This is a genomic window from Paenibacillus sp. JT22N12 (genome assembly GCF_056269365.1).
Genome location: NZ_JBWDNU010000013.1, coordinates 36,648 through 52,937, shown reverse-complemented (window position 1 = coordinate 52,937; position 16,290 = coordinate 36,648). Strand labels below are relative to the sequence as shown.

At 51.1% G+C, this 16,290-nt stretch carries 14 protein-coding genes; all 14 read left to right on the top strand.

What is annotated here, in order from left to right; all coding sequences use genetic code 11:
- Nucleotides 1–388: 388 nt before the first annotated feature.
- Nucleotides 389–3,049: a valine--tRNA ligase gene (locus AC0YOA_RS31035; RefSeq protein ID WP_475789909.1), complete on the top strand. Its 2,661-nt coding sequence runs from the start codon at nt 389–391 to the stop codon at nt 3,047–3,049.
- 70 nt (nt 3,050–3,119) lie between these two features.
- A complete protein-coding gene (locus AC0YOA_RS31030; RefSeq protein WP_475789908.1) occupies nt 3,120–4,496 on the top strand; it encodes a bifunctional folylpolyglutamate synthase/dihydrofolate synthase in 1,377 nt (458 codons plus the stop codon).
- A 7-nt stretch (nt 4,497–4,503) separates the two neighbouring features.
- Complete coding sequence (murC, locus tag AC0YOA_RS31025) at nt 4,504–5,904, top strand: UDP-N-acetylmuramate--L-alanine ligase (protein ID WP_475765217.1); 1,401 nt, start codon at nt 4,504–4,506, stop codon at nt 5,902–5,904.
- 994 nt (nt 5,905–6,898) lie between these two features.
- Nucleotides 6,899–8,347, top strand: a complete 1,449-nt coding sequence (locus AC0YOA_RS31020) for an SPOR domain-containing protein (RefSeq protein ID WP_475789907.1) — start codon at nt 6,899–6,901, stop codon at nt 8,345–8,347.
- Nucleotides 8,348–8,409: 62 nt separating this feature from the next.
- Nucleotides 8,410–8,652: a DUF4321 domain-containing protein gene (locus AC0YOA_RS31015; RefSeq protein WP_210045646.1), complete on the top strand. Its 243-nt coding sequence runs from the start codon at nt 8,410–8,412 to the stop codon at nt 8,650–8,652.
- Nucleotides 8,653–8,686: 34 nt separating this feature from the next.
- Entirely contained in the window at nt 8,687–9,310 is a 624-nt protein-coding gene (locus AC0YOA_RS31010) for a Maf family protein (protein WP_210045647.1), read from the top strand.
- A 45-nt stretch (nt 9,311–9,355) separates the two neighbouring features.
- Nucleotides 9,356–10,045, top strand: a complete 690-nt coding sequence (gene radC, locus AC0YOA_RS31005; protein ID WP_210045648.1) for a RadC family protein — start codon at nt 9,356–9,358, stop codon at nt 10,043–10,045.
- 43 nt (nt 10,046–10,088) lie between these two features.
- Nucleotides 10,089–11,120, top strand: coding sequence for a rod shape-determining protein (locus AC0YOA_RS31000; RefSeq protein ID WP_210045649.1), 1,032 nt, complete (start codon nt 10,089–10,091; stop codon nt 11,118–11,120).
- 47 nt (nt 11,121–11,167) lie between these two features.
- Complete coding sequence (mreC, locus tag AC0YOA_RS30995) at nt 11,168–12,049, top strand: rod shape-determining protein MreC (protein ID WP_475789906.1); 882 nt, start codon at nt 11,168–11,170, stop codon at nt 12,047–12,049.
- Nucleotides 12,046–12,573 carry a rod shape-determining protein MreD gene (gene mreD, locus AC0YOA_RS30990; protein ID WP_475789905.1) on the top strand — a complete coding sequence of 176 codons (528 nt, stop codon included), beginning with the start codon at nt 12,046–12,048 and terminating at the stop codon, nt 12,571–12,573. The genes mreC and mreD overlap by 4 nt, the downstream gene beginning before the upstream one ends.
- A gap of 63 nt (nt 12,574–12,636) precedes the next feature.
- Nucleotides 12,637–13,296 (top strand): septum site-determining protein MinC, encoded by a 660-nt coding sequence (locus tag AC0YOA_RS30985; protein ID WP_475789904.1) that lies wholly within the window; start codon nt 12,637–12,639, stop codon nt 13,294–13,296.
- A gap of 188 nt (nt 13,297–13,484) precedes the next feature.
- On the top strand, nt 13,485–14,276 hold the full coding sequence (gene minD / locus AC0YOA_RS30980) for a septum site-determining protein MinD (protein ID WP_475789903.1): 792 nt from the start codon (nt 13,485–13,487) through the stop codon (nt 14,274–14,276).
- A gap of 189 nt (nt 14,277–14,465) precedes the next feature.
- Nucleotides 14,466–15,410 carry a peptidoglycan DD-metalloendopeptidase family protein gene (locus AC0YOA_RS30975; RefSeq protein WP_475789902.1) on the top strand — a complete coding sequence of 315 codons (945 nt, stop codon included), beginning with the start codon at nt 14,466–14,468 and terminating at the stop codon, nt 15,408–15,410.
- Nucleotides 15,403–16,287 (top strand): site-2 protease family protein, encoded by an 885-nt coding sequence (locus AC0YOA_RS30970; RefSeq protein ID WP_475789901.1) that lies wholly within the window; start codon nt 15,403–15,405, stop codon nt 16,285–16,287. Before AC0YOA_RS30975 ends, AC0YOA_RS30970 begins: the two co-directional genes overlap by 8 nt.
- Nucleotides 16,288–16,290 lie beyond the last annotated feature (3 nt).

The following is a 16,290-nucleotide window of genomic DNA, read 5'->3' as shown; positions in this document are numbered from 1 at the left end:
ATAACATTGAAGGGGAAGAGTGGCATCAATGCCTTCAGAGAGCGGAACCGGATGGCTGTGAGGTTCTGCAGGATGTTTGCTGCAACTGGTCGCCCCTGAGTTGCTTGGATGAGCGGATTCGTCCGTTAGTTCCAGCCGGTCGCAGCCGTTATCTGTTCGAGGTGTCGCATCAGGGGGAAACCGCTGGTCGAAACAAAGGTGGTACCGCGGAAGCATAACCTTTCGTCCTTTGCAATAAAGGGGCGGAAGGTTTATTTTTATTTGGAAAATAATTGCTCCTTTCATTTCCATTTACAATGTTTAACCATGTTCATATTCACAACCGGAGCAGCGGCCTTCAGGCCGTTACTCAAGTTCCGGTTTGCAAACATAATGGAGGTAAGTAGCCATGTCTGAAAAACAAATGACGACAGAGATGCCGACGACGTATGATCCGAAGGCCTCGGAAGCCAAATGGTACGAATATTGGATGCAGGGAAAATATTTTGAAGCCGGCAAGCGTCCTGATGCTCCGACGTATACCATTGTTATCCCGCCGCCCAATGTAACGGGGATGCTGCATATCGGGCATGCACTGGATTTTACACTCCAGGACATTATGATCCGTACGAAACGGATGCAGGGCTTTGACGCGCTCTGGCTGCCGGGCAGCGACCATGCCGGGATTGCGACACAAACCAAAGTGGAGCAGAAGCTGCGCGAGGAGGGTGTGTCCCGATACGATCTCGGGCGCGAGAAGTTTCTGGAGAAGGTCTGGGAGTGGAAGGAATTATACGCACAGACCATTCATGAGCAGTGGGGCAAAATGGGCTTTTCGCTGGATTATTCGCGCGAACGCTTTACGCTTGATGAGGGACTTTCACGAGCTGTGCGCGAGGTATTCGTAAGACTGTATGAGAAGAAGCTGATCTACCGCGGCAAAAAGATCATCAACTGGGATCCCGCCGCGCGCACAGCGCTTTCGGATATTGAGGTTGAATATAAAGAAGTGAACGGGCATCTCTACCATTTGCAATATCCGCTGAAGGATAAGGGCGGCTTCCTGACCGTTGCTACAACCCGGCCGGAGACGATGCTTGGCGATACCGCTGTTGCTGTTCATCCCGAGGATGCCCGCTACAAGCATTTGATCGGGCAGGTGATCGTTCTGCCGATTATCGGCAGGGAAATCCCGATTATCGCTGATGATTATGTAGAGAAGGATTTTGGTTCCGGCGCGGTTAAAATAACGCCTGCCCATGATCCGAATGACTTTGAGGTCGGCCGGCGCCACCAGCTCCCGCAAATTGTTGTCATGGATGAGAGCGGCGTGATGAACGATGAGGCAGGCCCCTACAAGGGAATGGACCGTTCGGAATGCCGCAAGCGCATTGTGGCTGATCTTCAGGCTCAGGGCGTCTGCATTAAAATTGAGGATCATGTCCATCAGGTAGGACACAGCGAGCGCAGCGGCGCCGTTATCGAGCCTTATTTGTCCACGCAATGGTTCGTATCGATGAAACCCCTTGCACAGGCGGCGATTGAGGCTCAGCGTGCGGGCAGCGGTGTCCGTTTTGTTCCTGACCGGTTTGAGAAAATTTATCTGCAGTGGATCGAAAATGTCCGTGACTGGTGCATTTCCCGCCAATTGTGGTGGGGGCACCGCATACCGGCTTGGTATTGTGATGATTGCGGAGAACTGCTTGTAGCAAGAGAAGATATTAAAGTTTGCGACAAATGCGGTGGCTCCTCGCTGCGGCAGGATGAGGATGTGCTGGACACCTGGTTCAGCTCGGCATTATGGCCGTTCTCGACGCTTGGCTGGCCGGAGCAGACGGAGGATCTGAAGCGTTTCTATCCAACCGACGTACTGGTAACCGGTTATGATATTATTTATTTCTGGGTCGCCCGCATGATCTTTACCGCCCTGGAATTCACGGACCAGAAACCGTTCAAGGATGTTCTGATGCATGGGCTTGTTCGCGATGAGAATGGCAGCAAGATGTCCAAATCCAAGGGCAACGGCGTCGATCCGCTTGAAGTGATCGAGAAATATGGTGCTGACGCGATGCGCTTCATGATCTCGACGAGCAGTACGCCTGGCCAGGATTTGCGTTTTCGCTGGGAGAGAGTGGAACAGGCGCGTAATTTCGCGAACAAGATCTGGAACGCATCCCGTTTTGCGCTGATGAATCTGGAAGGGGTAACGGCTTCAGATATCGATATCAGCGGGAAGCTCGGAACAGCAGAGCGCTGGATTCTGCACCGGTTAAATGAAACCTCACGCGATGTTACACGACTTATAGATAGCTATGAGTTCGGTGAAACCGGCAGATTGCTGACGAATTTCATCTGGGACGACTTATGCGATTGGTACATTGAGTTTGCGAAGCTGAACCTGTACGGCAGCGATCCGGAAGCGAAGCGGGCCACGCAGTCCGTTCTTGCATATGTGCTTGACCGGACGCAGCGGCTGATTCACCCGTTCATGCCTTTCATAAGTGAAGAAATATGGCAGCATCTGCCCCATGACGGCGAGACGATCACGCTGGCTGCCTGGCCGGCATATGATTCTGCGCTGGAAGCGCCTGATGCCGTTCGCGAGATGGAGCTTCTGATGGAGATTATCCGATCGGTCCGCAATATTCGCGCAGAGGTCAATGTGCCAATGAGCAAGAAAGTCGAGCTGCTCATCAAGCCATCCGGTGAAGCGGAAGCGGGCATTCTCAGCCGCAACGAAGAATTCGTCAGCCGTTTCTGCGGGACATCCTTGCTTGAAATCAGTCTTTCCCAGGAGGCGCCGGATAAAGCAATGACGGCGGTTATTACCGGGGCGGAGCTGTATTTGCCACTGGCCGGGCTGATTGATATCGACCAGGAGATTGTACGTTTGGAGAAGGAAATTCAGAATTTGACCGGCGAAGTTGAAAGGGTCGAGAAGAAACTGGGCAATGAAGGCTTCGTAGCCAAAGCGCCTGCCAAGGTCATTGATGAAGAACGGGCCAAAATGGCCGATTATGCGGATAAACGGGAAAAAGTGAAAGCAAGACTCGCGGAGCTGCGCGGATAACGATCGTTAACGCCGCTATAGCAGCCTGCGAGCAATTGCTTAGGTTAATGAGGAAGAAGGAAGAACTTTTATGACAGATCAGCTTCTTAAGTCCGCTGACGGCGGGCTTGCAACTTATCAGGAAGCACGGGATTGGATAGAAGGATTAGTTGCGTTCGGCATTCGGCCGGGAATGGATCGCATCGAGCTGTTGATGGAACGCTTCGGCCATCCGGAGCGCCGCTTGAAGTTTATTCATGTTGCCGGTACAAACGGCAAGGGCTCCGTCTGTGCTTACCTTACCAGCGTGCTGATTCAATCCGGTTATGATGTGGGGACCTACACGTCTCCTTTCATCACCAAATTCACCAACCGGTTTCAATATAACGGTGTCGATATCCCGGAGGAAACGCTGCTTATGCTGTCCAACAGGCTTAAGCCGCATGTCGAGGAGATTGCGGAATCGGAGCTTGGATCGCCCTCGATGTTCGAGGTTTCAACGGCATTGGCTATACTGTATTATGCGACAGTAGCATATCCGGATTTTGTAGTTTGGGAGACGGGGCTTGGGGGAAGGCTTGATGTAACGAATATTGTCAATCCCATCGTCTCCATCATCACAAATGTGGGACATGATCATATGGATATTCTGGGTGATACCATTGAAGAGGTCGCCCGGGAGAAAGCAGGGATTATCAAGCCCGGAGTTCCAGTAATAAGCGCCGTCAGTCAGCCGGAGGTCATCGAAATCATCGCTTCCAAGGCCAAGGCTGCAAACAGCACCTTGTATCTGCTCGGTGAGAAATTCAGTGAAACCACACTCAATGTGAAGGAAGACGAGCAGAATTTTCGTTTCAACGGGTTGTTCCGCTCCATTGACGATTTGACGATTACGCTGAATGGTGCGCATCAGCGCGCCAACGCTGCGGTAGCTGTCATGGCGCTGGAGGTTATGCGTCAATACTATGCGCTTGTCATGGATGATGAAGATCTCCGGCAGGGATTGCGCAAGGCAGCCTGGCCCGGACGGCTGGAGATGGTGCTCCAATCTCCCCGACTGCTGGTTGACGGCGCGCACAATCCCGAGGGCGCAGAAACACTCGCGGACGCACTCCGCAATACGTATACGTATAACCGACTTCATCTTATGATCGGGATGCTGGCGAACAAGAATCATCCTGACACAATACGGCATATACTACCTCTAGTGGATACGCTCGTGGTAACTGAGCCTGATTTTCGCAAGGCGATGTCGGCCGAAGCATTGGCAGATATCGTTCGGGAGATGAGGGAGAAAATCGGCCGTCCTTTCGAGCTCATCGTGGAACCGAATTGGAAGCAGGCGCTCGCGCGGCTTCAGAAGTTGACCGGTGAAGCCGATTTGGCGGTTGTAACCGGAACGCTCTATTTGATTGCAGACGTCCGCTCTCAATTGCTCTACAATATGGATTCTGAAAAAGGTTGGTGAACCGTCTTTGAATACGGCAGAACACGTTCATTTCATCGGTATCGGCGGTTATGGTATGAGCGCTATCGCTCGGGTCATGCTGGAAATGGGGTACAAGGTGTCAGGTTCCGACGTCGCAGGGCAGGAACTCACCGAGAAGCTTGCGGCTAATGGAGCGCATATCTATATTGGCCATGAGCGGGAGCATGTGAGAGGCGCGGACCTTGTTGTATACTCTACCGCTTTGTCCCGCGACAATGTGGAGCGCAAAGAAGCAGAGGATTTGAACATTCCGATCCTGCATCGCGCACAAATGCTGGCGAGACTGATGAATAACGGCAAAGGCGTCGCAGTTGCGGGCGCTCATGGCAAAACGACGACTTCATCGATGATCGCACTTGTTATGGAAACATGCGGACTTGATCCCACCTATATTATCGGGGGAGAGATCATTAATGTAGGCACCAATGCAAAGGCCGGAAAGGGAGAGTTTGTAGTAGCGGAGGCCGATGAGAGCGACGGCTCCTTCCTGCAATATCATCCTGCTATTGCTATTGTGACCAACGTTGAGCCTGACCATTTGGAGAACTACGACGGCGATTTCACCAAGCTGAAGGCCGCTTATGTGCAGTTCTTAAGCCAGGTTAAGGAAGACGGGAAAGCGATTATTTGCATTGACGATGAAAACCTCCTGGATATGCTGCCGAATCTGGAAGCCGGTCCGCTTGGCGGATCCGGGATCATCACATATGCGATCGAAAGAGACGACGCCGTATACACCGCAGCGAATATTGAACTCGGCGACCGTAAAGCCTCCTTCGAGTTGACAAAGCATGGCAATAAGCTGGGCAGTATCAACCTGTCCGTTCCGGGGCGGCATAATGTCTACAACGCGATGGCAACTATCATTACTTGTCTGGAGGCAGGCGTGCCTTTCGACGCAATAGCCGCGGCTATCGTCGATTTTCGCGGAGCCAAACGCCGATTTCAGGTTCTCGGCGAGGTTAATGACATTCTCGTCATTGATGATTACGCCCATCATCCCACTGAGATCCAGGCGACCATCAGTGCGGCAAAATCAACTGGAAAGCGAATTATCGCCGTATTCCAGCCGCAGCGCTATACGAGGACCTTCTTTCTGTTCGAGCAATTCAGCAGGGCTTTCCTGGAGGCGGATGAGGTCATTATTACAGACATCTACTCTCCTGCCGGCGAATTGCAGATCGAAGGTGTTCATTCTAAAAAATTGGTCGAGCTCATCGTCAAAAACAGTAATGCGAATACCGCCTATCTGCCAACTAAAGAAGAGGTGCTTGCCGAGCTGTCCGAAAGAGTGTCACCAGGTGATCTTGTCATTACTATGGGTGCCGGAGACATTTGGAAGGTTGCCGATGGACTCGCAAGACTGCTTCGATCAAGGCATCCCTAAGTCCTCTGTGGGACGACAAGTGCCTCTTGGCCCTCTGGACATCCGATTCAATTTCGGATGCTGCCAGAGGGCTATTTTTATTTGGAGAGGCCCCTCCCCAAATGTTCCCCGGATTCCATTTCTATGGAGTGGAGATGACCCCCTAAATCCCCCGGAGGGGGACCCCAAAGGGTTCCGGCCCTCTCTGGACACCCGGGTGGGATAACGTTGGCGGGGCGGCGAAGCGGGCTAGCTGCTACGACATAGCCTCGTTTTTCGTCCCTGACGGGACCCACTCTTACTTTTACTGCGCTTGGGGCACCAGATGTCCCTTCGGGACTGGAATAACGTTTGAGAATCACAGACTCATTTCCTCCATTTACGATTACATTCTTCCGATCTTATTTTAATCCCCGATTTAAGAATTCGAGATAATTACAATTCGATTATACCAAGGTAAATTCCTCATCAATATGAACCAAATCTTATCAGGGACGAAGTCCATCAGCGGCTTGGGAGTGCATCATGGAAGTGTGCCCCGGAGAGGGGCGAAAACGATCCCTGCTTGCTGTAACGTAAGAGCGTCTCTGCAGCTGCGTTCGTTATTCAGGGACGAAAGTCCACAGGCGACTCGGGAGCGCTACATGGAAGTGTGTCCCGAGAGGGACGAAAACGATCATAGCAGTCAGCGGCATACTAGCGATTCTCTATAACGCCCACGTTAGTCAATTCCGGGTGTCCAGAGGGTCGGAAGACCCTTGGGGTCCCTCCTCAGGAGGGATTTAGGGAGGGGCACTTGTCATAAGTCTCTTAATCTCTTCATACACTATTACTAGAGAAGAGGGAGAAGGAACACAAAGACATTGCTGAGAAGAGGGACAAGGAACACAAAGACTTTGTTGAAAACAGGGACAAGGAACACAAAGACATTGCTGAAAATAGGGACAAGATTCACAAAGATATTGTTAAGTACCACAGGAAGCGTACTAGAGAATGCGGACAAGGAGAGAGTGATATGAATTCAAAAGCACGCATTACGTACCGTTTTGACAAGCAAAACGGAGCTCGTGAGCAGCGGGAGCCGGATCCGGATTTGCAGGAACGCCCGAACAAGTCCAATGTCGTGCCGATTTTTCAGGAAGAACTTCAATTTTCATCCGATAAGGGGACATGGAACAGCCCGTTCCAAAATGATGCGCATGCGTTGGAGCAGTTGATTCGCGAGACCGATCGTCAAACGGTCAAGGGAGCATCTCAGCCTTCAGCCACGCCTCAGGACTCCAGGAATACAGTAAAACCTGCCGAGCCCGCTCATGCTGATCCACCACAAACAGTGAAACCTTTAGAAGCGAAGCTTTCGTCCTGGGAGGATGCCTATATGGCATCAACTCCCATTTATGACGCTCACGATAGTCTGTATCATATGCCGGCAGCGGAGGAGCCGTTCAACGGGAGACCGAAAACAATTCAAGCGCATCAGCCTGAAATTGATCTTGAGGATCTGGACGAGCATGAAAGGAATTCTTCAGGTTCACAGGGCAACCTCAGCTCGTTCAAGACGGCTGCAAATTACCGCCATGGCCGGAATCCATCCTGGTACAAGGTATTTGCATCCGTGACCGGAGCGGTTGTGACCGGAGGATTGTTCGGTTATTTTATATTGGCCCTTTTTGCGGGAGGTCCGCCGTCGACGGAGGATCCTGGGGCCGGAGCGGCTGTGCCGACTTTTGAGGTTGGTGCGGGCGCGAACGCAACAGATAATAAGGACAGTCAAGTCGCGGCGGTTAATTCAAATGGGAGCAGCAGCACTTCTGGAAATCAGAGCGGGGCAGCGGCTGGATTATCCAATATCAAAGTCGATATACCTGAAAGCTCCTATTACATGCTGCAATATGGAGTTTTCAGCAATCAAGAAGGATTGGATGCGGCAGTTCAGGAGCTGACGGCAAAAGGGTTGGCGGCTGCATCTTATGCGGATGGTGAAGACTATCGGGTTTATGTGGGCATGGCTGCGGATCGAAACGAGGCGCTTGCGCTTGGCCAAACGTTAACCGGAATGGAAGTTTACATTAAGCAAATCGATGTACCCGCACTCTCCTCCCTACCCTATACCGGCAAGCCTGCAGAAATTGAAAGTTTTTTCAAACAAACGGGCGAGCTTATTCGTCAAATGGATGAGAGCACATTAGAAAAGCTTAATGATGCCTCCACGGGTGAGGCGAGCAGTTGGAGCGAGCTTCATCAGCAGTGGGTAAAATCAGCTTCGCTTGTAGAGAAGGGTGTGACAGATGCACAGCAAAAAACGGCGCTGCTTAAGGTTATTCAGCAGGTGAACGCGGCGTCCGCTGCAGCTGGCGAATATGCAAAGAAGCCTTCTGATGCGCATCTGTGGTCAATGCAAAACGCGCTTATGGAAGCGGTGTTTGCCCAAAAAGCCTGGTTTGCTGCTATCGATGGATTGTAAAGCGTTTCGCTGGAGCGTATAATAGAGCAAACGTGTCAAAAAATGGCGAGGGACGATGGAAGATGAAGAAAAATGGATGGATTCTGCTGTTATTCATCTTAATCGGTTTACTGGCGGGCACTTTGGTGGCGCGCTGGCTTACTCCCGTCTCTGGACTATCGTTTCTAACCAAAACCTCCGAAGTTAAGTGGTCGCCAGCTGCAGATTTACTTGTGCTGAGCTACGATTTCACAATCCGCTTAAAGGTAAGCCTGCTCAGTATCATCGGGCTTGTTGCAGCCGTCTGGCTGTACCGCAAAATGTGACAACGCATCAGTAATTAATAGGAGTGCTACTCAAATGGATGCATCCCTTCCTACAAAACAAGTTCGCCAGCTCGTGCTGGCTTCATCATCTCCACGCCGGCGGGATTTGGTCGCATCGCTCGACCTGTCCTTGCCGGTTCTCATTTTGTCGACCGATGCGGATGAACAAACACCTCCGGATTGGTCGCCATCCCGTATTGTCGAGCAGCTCGCACTACGCAAAGCAAGAGCGGCTGTTCCCATGCTCGGCGGCCATGACGCGGACCGGTCTCTTATTATTGGAGCGGATACGATAGTCGTAGTGGACGGGGACGTTCTGGGGAAACCTGTCGATGAGCAGGACGCACTCAGGATGCTGACCAGACTTCAGGGACGGGAACACCATGTTTACACAGGTGTCGCCTGCCTGGAGACTTCCTCAGGGAGGGAGCTTGTCCGTTACCGGATGACCAGGGTTGCTATGAAACCGCTTGATCAGGACCGGATGAAGCGTTATGTGGCGACCGGAGAACCACTGGATAAAGCGGGAAGCTATGCCATACAAGGTCTGGGCGCGACGCTGGTAGACAGGTTGGACGGCTGCTATTTCAATGTCGTGGGCTTGCCGTTATCCCTGCTGTCCGAAATGCTGTCTGCTTTTGGCGTAGAAGTCATTTGATTCAAGCATGATTTTTCAATTCATCCAAGAAGGCAGGAACAGGACATGGAGGCGCAGCAATATGTGCTGAGGGATGTCCCTAACGAAGACCGACCAAGAGAACGCCTGATGACAGTTGGGGCCGAAGCATTAAGTCATGCCGAATTACTGGCTATTTTGTTACGAACGGGAACCAAGAGTGAATCTGCTGTGCTGCTCGCTTCGCGTATTCTGAAAGAATGCGGCAGTTTGTATGGCCTGGTTGATATGAGCATTGATGAACTCACGGCCATTCGCGGTATTGGACCGGCCAAGGCCGTTCAGCTGCGTGCAGGCATTGAACTGGGCAGGCGCCTTGCGCGCAGCCAGCAGAATGAGACTCTGACGATTCGCAAACCCTCCGATGCGGCTAATTTCATGATGGAGGAACTCCGGTATTTGAAAAAGGAGCACTTCGTCTGTTTATTTTTGAATACCAAAAACCATGTCATCCATCGCGAGACCCTCTCGGTTGGAACCTTGAATGCGTCGCTTGTGCACCCGCGTGAAGTCTTTCGGGCGGCCATTAAGTGCAGCAGCGCATCTATAATATGTTTACATAACCATCCAAGCGGCGACCCAACGCCGAGCCCTGAGGACATTACTTTGACACGCAGGCTGGTGGAGGCGGGCGAACTGGTCGGCATCGATGTGCTTGACCATTTGGTAATAGGTGACAATCGGTTTATCAGTTTGAAGGAGCAAGGTTGTATGTAATATAATATGAGGGATTGCCTTAAGAAGAGAAAGGAAGATTATCATGTTTGGTGGTACAAAGGATTTAGGGATTGACCTGGGAACGGCAAATACGCTTGTATATGTAAAAGGAAAAGGTATTGTCGTAAGAGAACCCTCAGTTGTAGCTCTTCGTACGGATACAAAAACAATTGAAGCTGTTGGCGAGCAAGCCAAAAAAATGATCGGCCGCACACCGGGCAACATCCGGGCGATCCGTCCGATGAAAGACGGCGTTATCGCTGACTTTGAAACAACAGCTACAATGATTAAATATTTTATTCGCCAGGCTCAGAAGCAGCGTTCTTTTTTTCCGCGCCATCCAAATGTCATGGTTTGCGTGCCATCTGGCATTACAGCAGTGGAACAGCGGGCTGTCAAGGAAGCAACGGAGCAGGCGGGAGCCAAAGAAGCTTTCACAATTGAAGAACCTTTCGCAGCGGCTATCGGGGCTGATCTTCCGGTATGGGAGCCTACTGGCAGCATGGTCGTCGATATTGGCGGCGGCACAACCGAAGTGGCGGTTATTTCCCTTGGAGGTATTGTAACAAGCCGTTCGATCCGGATTGCCGGCGATGAAATGGATGAAGCAGTTATCCAATATATTAAGCGCATGTATAACCTCATGATCGGGGAACGGACAGCGGAGCAGCTCAAGATGGAGATCGGTTCGGCGCTGCCGATGGACAAGCCCGAAACCATAGAAATTCGCGGCCGCGACCTTGTGTCCGGACTGCCCAAAACATTGCCGATTTCCTCCGGCGAAATCACGGAAGCGCTTATGGATACCGTGAATTCGATCGTTGAAGCGGTTAAAGTCACCCTGGAGAAGTGTCCGCCGGAGCTGTCCTCCGATATTATGGATCGTGGAATTGTACTGACCGGGGGAGGCGCGCTGCTGCGCAACCTCGATAAATTGTTGGCCCGTGAAACAGGGATGCCTGTTATTGTTGCGGAAAATCCGCTTGATTGCGTTGCAATAGGAACTGGACGTGCGCTTGATAATATTGATTTATTCAAAACGCGGGGCGGCCCGGTTTCTCGTTCCAAACGATAAAGTCCGGATGGGGAAAACGGATGAGTGGAATGGACGGGTGATAAGAATTGTTTAATTGGATGCGCAATCGACGCATGTTTGTTCTGATGATCATATTTATTGTTTTTGTAGCCGTTATGGGCTTTTCGATCGGTGAGCGCAAGAAGCTCACCTGGCCGGAAAATTTTATCCTCGATTCCAGCGCATTTGTACAGGAATGGTTTTACAGGCCCGCAGGCTATATCGCGGGCTTGTTTGAAGATTTATCCAAGCTGCATGACGTATACAAGGAAAATGAAATTCTCCGCGGAATTGCGGCGAATTATGCCAGGGACAGCATTAATTTTAACCAGATTAAAAAAGATAATGAGCGGTTGACTGAGGCATTGGGATTTACACAACGGCAGAAGGAACTGTATAAAAATTATCAATATTTGATTGCACAAGTTGTTTCCGCAAGTAATGATCCTTATGACAAGACCATTCGTATTGATCTGGGGTCTAAAGACGGGATTAAAACAAATATGGTTGTCGTCACAACCAAAGGTCTCGTCGGTTTGGTAAGCCGGGTTGATCCATTTTATTCCTCAGTGATGCCGATAACGGATTTGGATGCGAATTCACTGGATGCCAGTACGAAGCAAATTCCCACCACGGCACTGAACAAAGAGGACTCTTTTGGCATGATTGAAAGTTACGGCAAGGATACGGGCAAGCTGACGATGAGCAAAATTCCCGAGAACGATCCTATTGCCAAAGGTGATACAATTATTACTTCCGGGCTTGCCAATGTGTTCCCGAGAGGTTTGATTGTGGGAACTGTGGATTCCGTTCAGGTAGGGGATTTTGGTCTGACCCAGACGGCAACGATTACGCCTGCAGCGGATTTTAATCATTTGACGGAAGTATTCGTGGTGAAAATTCCGGATACCGGAGCAGAAACGCAATGAGCATACAACGGATTATCCTTGTGATGCTGCTTTTCTTTATTTCGGAGGGGACGATTTTTTACTGGATTCTGCCGGATGGTCTAGTGGGGCGGGTAGTTCCCCATTTCACACTGGCTTTTGTGCTTTTTGCAGCGATGTACCGGGGCCGCCATTCCGCGGTTATTCTTGGCTTGTCCTTTGGATTGCTGCAGGATCTGGCTTTTTATGGCCGAATTATTGGAGTTGAGTCCTTTACGTTCGGGCTTGTGGGATACTTGTCTGGTCTGCTGCTGGAAAATAAAAGAAGCACCCTTTTGATGGCCTTATCCATGATCGGTTTGTTTACTTTTATAAATGATACGGTTGTCCATTTTATTTACCGCGTCTTCAGACTAACCAGCCTGTCCTATGAATGGGCGATTTTTGATCACATTCTGCCGAGTCTTTTTCTTCAGCTGTTATTTTCCCTGCTCATGTACGTGCCTGCAAGGCGCTGGTTCGAGGGCAGTCTGAAAAAGAATAAGGAAGATGACGATGAAAAATAAATCCAGGCAGGAATCGGGAGGTCCGAAAAAGAATCGTAATTAAGTAGAGAAGGAGGGACGAGCGTGACCGATAAGCAGCATATTACGATCAAAGGCGTTAAAGAAGGATTGGTTTTTCTTCTTGACGACCATTGCGAATTTTCCGTGCTTCTTCAAGAACTGCAGTACAAATTGGAAAAGTCGCACCAACAGCTGCTGACCGGTCCGATCGTTCATGTTCATGTGAAGCTGGGTGCCCGCCTGGCCAACGAGGAGGAGAAGGACCAAATAAGGTCTGTTATCCGCCAGCAAGGCAATCTTATCGTGCAATCGGTTGAAAGTGATATACCGGAAGCACCCAGGATTGATGAGGGCAACAATATACGCGTCATGACCGGCATTATCCGCTCCGGCCAAACCGTGGAGCATCATGGTGATTTGCTGCTGATGGGAGATCTGAATCCCGGAGGTTCGCTGCTGTGCACAGGGGATATTTATGTGCTTGGCGCTCTTCGCGGACTCGCCCATGCTGGAACCGGCGGCAAAACGGATGCTATTATTGCAGCTTCTCTGCTCAGACCTACTCAGCTTCGTATTAGTGAAGTGATTAGCCGGCCGCCGGATGAGTGGATGACAGGTGATGCAACGATGGAATTCGCTTATTTGAATGAGGGCGCCATGAAGATTGACAAGATGTCGCAGCTGCATCGTTTACGCAATCATTCTTTTGTTTTTAAGGTATAGGTTTATTGGATTCATTCATGAAGCGAGGAACAATCTTGTTATGCCGCCAGGCTTTTAAAAGTCCCAATACTATCCAGGTTTTGGGTCTTAGCGGAGTATATGCTCTGGTACAACGTTACTTAGACTGCCAATTGGAGCCTGGCTTAGCGGATTGAGGCTTCGATGGTTGCAGCGGGGGAGTGTTAAGCTTGGGAGAAGCGATAGTGGTTACATCAGGGAAAGGCGGAGTCGGCAAAACAACGACCTCGGCCAATTTAGGGACGGCGCTGGCTTTATTGGGCAAAAAAGTTTGCATGGTGGATACCGACATCGGTCTGCGTAATCTGGATGTGGTGATGGGGCTTGAGAACCGGATCATTTATGATTTGATCGATGTTTCCGAAGGCCGCTGCCGATTGAATCAGGCGCTCGTTAAGGACAAACGTTTCGATGAACTCTATATGCTGCCGGCTGCTCAGACCAAGGACAAGAACGATATTACACCTGAGCAGGTAAAAGATATTGTATTGGAGCTGAAGAAGGAGTTCGAGTATGTCGTGATTGATTGTCCTGCAGGGATCGAGCAGGGATTCCGCAATGCCATTTCGGGCGCTGACCGCGCGATTATCATTACCACGCCGGAGAATGCCGCTGTCCGGGATGCGGACAGGGTGATTGGACTTCTCGAACAAAACAAGGTCCCCTCCAAACTGATCATTAACCGGATCCGCGCCAATATGGTGCGCTCGGGTGAAATGCTGGATATCGATGAAATCTGCCAGGTGCTCGCAATCGATTTGCTGGGGATCGTTCCGGACGACGAGAAGGTAATCCGATCGGCCAATGCGGGTGAACCTACCGTCATGGATCCTTCCTCACGTGCTGCTATTGCCTATCGCAATATCGCCCGCCGGATGTTAGGCGACATGGTGCCGCTAATGCCGCTTGAGGAAAAGTCGGGAGTCATAAAGCGTTTCCGCAAGTTTCTTGGAATAGGTTGATTGCAAGGGATTGAGCAATATCTAACCGTTGAACCGGCTGAATTGTTCAACCCTCCGGCTCTCTTGGAAGCCGTTCAGCAAAGCTGAACGGTTTATTTGTGTCCGCCGCCCAGTTTTGCCAACAACATAAACAAGCCTGTCTTCTCATATAAATAAGCGAACAAGCTTGATGAGATGGAGGGATGGGCCGTGGATACAAACAATGGTATCCGTCAGCGCCGCCAGGAGCGGATCCGTCGGATAATGAAGCAAAAGCAGAAGCAGGAGCAAGCTGTCATGATACCGGTACGCAGCCTCAAGGATGACCAATCATCACCCGTTTTGCCGCTGCCTTTCGAAGAAAAGAACTTTCCGCTCACTGTGCAAATCCCAGAGCAGGGACTTGATCCTGAGCAAATGTGGAAGGCGCAGGCCAATCCATGGGAAAGAACGGGATGGGAGCGTACGCCTCAAAAGGGCATCCGGAACCGACTGGTTCCGGATGTTCCCGGAGGCGAGCGCCCCCCCGGCAAACCGTTCATCGTCCAGGGACTTTTCATTCAGAGTGCTATCGCCGCTGCGCTTTTCGTTATCGTGTTCGCCATGTTCCATCTGGAGACTCCAGCAGCGAAGAAGGGACAGGAAATAGTTACGGCAGCCCTCACGGAACAAATCGATTTCAACCAGGCTGCAACCTGGTATAACCGGATGTTTGCCGGTGCGCCTTCCTTTATCCCGCTGTTCAACGGCGGGAACCAGGGAGAGTCGCAGCTGGCCGAGGGGGAGGTGGCGCTGCCTGTCGTCGCACCGCTTCCCAAGGGAGTAATTATCCGCTCCTTTGCCGAAACCTTAAGCGGAGTCGAGCTTGCCGGCAGCTCCGCGGCTCCGGTACTGACGGCTGAAACAGGCCGGGTTCTGCTTGTATCCGAAGAGAAGGAGACGGGCAAGACCATTGTTGTCCAGCATGCCAACGGACGGATGACGGTCTACGGACGGCTTGGTCAGGTGAAGGTGGCTGTTAATGACTGGGTGGAAGCCGGGGAGTCGCTTGGGGAGCTGCCTGCTGCCAAAGAAGGTGAGCAAAGCTTGTTATTTTTTGCGGTGAAGGAGAAAGGCCGGTACGTCGATCCCGCTGACGTCATCCCGTTTGATTAAGCTGTATGGGATTGCGTGGTCGGTTCATCCGCTTTTTGTACTTGTCATGCTGGCTTCCATTGCAACGGGTTATTTTGTAGAGCTTATCACCTTGTTCGCTATCGTGCTGGTCCATGAAATCGGACATGTCGTTACGGCCAGAGGCTTTGGGTGGACAGTCCGTGAAGTGAAGCTGCTTCCCTTTGGAGGCGTTGCTGAAATCGAAGAAGGGGCCAACCTGCCGGCAAGGGAAGAGGCGATTGTCGCAATTGCCGGTCCGCTGCAGAACGTCTGGATGGGGGTCTTGGCGTGGCTTATGGGTTTCTTAGGCTGGTGGAGCCATGATTGGTCCATGTATGTGATGCAGGCGAATATGATGATCGGGCTTTTTAATTTACTGCCTATTCTTCCCCTGGACGGAGGCAAGCTGCTGCAGGCAGCCCTGAGCAGAATTCAGCCATTTCATCGAACGCTTGTCTGGGGAACGAGAACTAGTCTGCTCCTCAGCAGCTGCATGATAATAGTTTCGGTTGTTCCCGTATTTCGTCATCCGGGCGGCGGGATTCAGGCGAACTTGCTGGCGGTGGGATTTTTTTTGCTGCTGACGAATTGGACAGCCTATCGGCATATCCCTTTTTTGTTTATCCGCTTTCTGACACATCGGGCGGTAGCCTCTTCAAGATCACTTGAGCATGGGAGCTGGGCGCTTCCCATTATTATATCAAGGCATCATACAATCGCTTCCGCTTTGCGTTTGTTTAAACGCGACAGCTACCACTTGATTGTCGTCATGGAAGAGCAGGGAAGCATTGTTGCGGTGCTGCCGGAACAGCGGCTGGTGGACGGTTTCCTGGCAGAGGGAAAGGCAGACCGTGCAGTTTTGGAGCTTTTCATGTAAAAT

What these genes read in the sequence shown, in the direction of transcription:
- AC0YOA_RS31035 (WP_475789909.1), top strand. Translation starts at nt 389, where the DNA reads ATGTCTGAAAAACAAATGACGACAGAGATGCCGACGACGTATGATCCG.
- AC0YOA_RS31030 (WP_475789908.1), top strand. Translation starts at nt 3,120, where the DNA reads ATGACAGATCAGCTTCTTAAGTCCGCTGACGGCGGGCTTGCAACTTAT.
- AC0YOA_RS31020 (WP_475789907.1), top strand. Translation starts at nt 6,899, where the DNA reads ATGAATTCAAAAGCACGCATTACGTACCGTTTTGACAAGCAAAACGGA.
- AC0YOA_RS31015 (WP_210045646.1), top strand. Translation starts at nt 8,410, where the DNA reads ATGAAGAAAAATGGATGGATTCTGCTGTTATTCATCTTAATCGGTTTA.
- AC0YOA_RS31010 (WP_210045647.1), top strand. Translation starts at nt 8,687, where the DNA reads ATGGATGCATCCCTTCCTACAAAACAAGTTCGCCAGCTCGTGCTGGCT.
- radC (WP_210045648.1), top strand. Translation starts at nt 9,356, where the DNA reads ATGGAGGCGCAGCAATATGTGCTGAGGGATGTCCCTAACGAAGACCGA.
- AC0YOA_RS31000 (WP_210045649.1), top strand. Translation starts at nt 10,089, where the DNA reads ATGTTTGGTGGTACAAAGGATTTAGGGATTGACCTGGGAACGGCAAAT.
- mreD (WP_475789905.1), top strand. Translation starts at nt 12,046, where the DNA reads ATGAGCATACAACGGATTATCCTTGTGATGCTGCTTTTCTTTATTTCG.